The organism is Novosphingobium sp. B-7, assembly GCF_000410615.1.
Classification (GTDB): Bacteria; Pseudomonadota; Alphaproteobacteria; order Sphingomonadales; family Sphingomonadaceae; genus Novosphingobium; species Novosphingobium capsulatum.
The window spans coordinates 1-996 of record NZ_APCQ01000729.1; the positions used below are offsets into that span (position 1 = coordinate 1).

A 996-nucleotide genomic window follows, 5' to 3' on the forward strand; every position below is an offset into this window, starting at 1 on the left:
CGATCATGCGGCCGGCGCGCACGATGATGCAGCCCACGGCGGGGTTGGGCGCGCTCAGCGGGCGGCCACGGGCAGAGAGCGCGGCGGCCGTTGCCAGCCAGCGCGCATCGTCTTCAGGGCTTGGCTGCATCAGGCGCGGGCGTGGGTACGGTCGGCACCGGCTTGCCCGTGGTCTGGCGATAGAGCGCGGCGTTCTTTTCGGCCTCGGCCTTCTTTTCGGCGGCACGTTCCTTGGTGCCGTCGTCATACATCTTTTGCGTGTCGATGCCGGTAGCGGCGCCGACCGCCTTGTACATCTTGCGGATGTCTTCCTGGCGCTGCTCTTCGGCGGCTTCCTCGGCGTCGGCCTGCTTCTGGGCGGCGATATTGCCCTTGATGATATCGGCATCGCTGCGATCGGCGCGCCAGGATTCGAAATAGATGATCGTCGGCGGGCGCGGCAGGCCACGGCCTTCCTGCTGGGTCATCAGGTAGAAGATGCCCCCTGTCACCAGCCCGGCCATAATCAGCGCGCGCGTGCGGTATTCGCTGGGCGCGCCAAGCACTTGCCAGAAATCCCGCACTGCGCGCAGCGGGGAGACATTGCGGAAAAAGCCTTTCATTGCGCCTCAGATAGGGATCGGAACGACGGATGGCAAATGAGTCGCCGGTTTTGCCGGTTCGCCCTAGCCAAACAGGCGATAAAGCCCGCGCCCTTCGGCCTTGAGCCAGCGATTGGCGGCCGTGACGCTGCCTTCGAACAGCTGCGCGAGCAGGGCATGGAATGCCGGGCTGTGGTCGAAATGGACAAGGTGGGCGACCTCGTGCGCCACGACGGAGCGGCGCACGGCATCAGGCGCCATGATCAGGCGCCAGTTGATGCGGATCGTGCCATCGGACGCGCAGCTGCCCCAGCGCCGCTTGGCACTCGACAGCCCGAGCGGCGGCACGGCCACGCCGGCGCGCGCGCAATAGTGCGCCAGGTCTGCGGTGCACAGCCGCAGCGCCTCTGCCGCC

Annotated in this window: 2 protein-coding genes; both read right to left on the minus strand. The window is 67.1% G+C overall.

Annotation, left to right across the window (positions count from 1 at the left end; genetic code table 11):
- Positions 1–113 precede the first annotated feature (113 nt).
- Positions 114–602, minus strand: coding sequence for a hypothetical protein (locus H926_RS26235; protein ID WP_022675801.1), 489 nt, complete (start codon positions 600–602; stop codon positions 114–116).
- A gap of 63 nt (positions 603–665) precedes the next feature.
- Positions 666–996, minus strand: a 331-nt coding sequence (locus tag H926_RS0107845) for a M48 family metallopeptidase (protein WP_022675802.1), incomplete at its 5' end; no start/stop codon positions are given.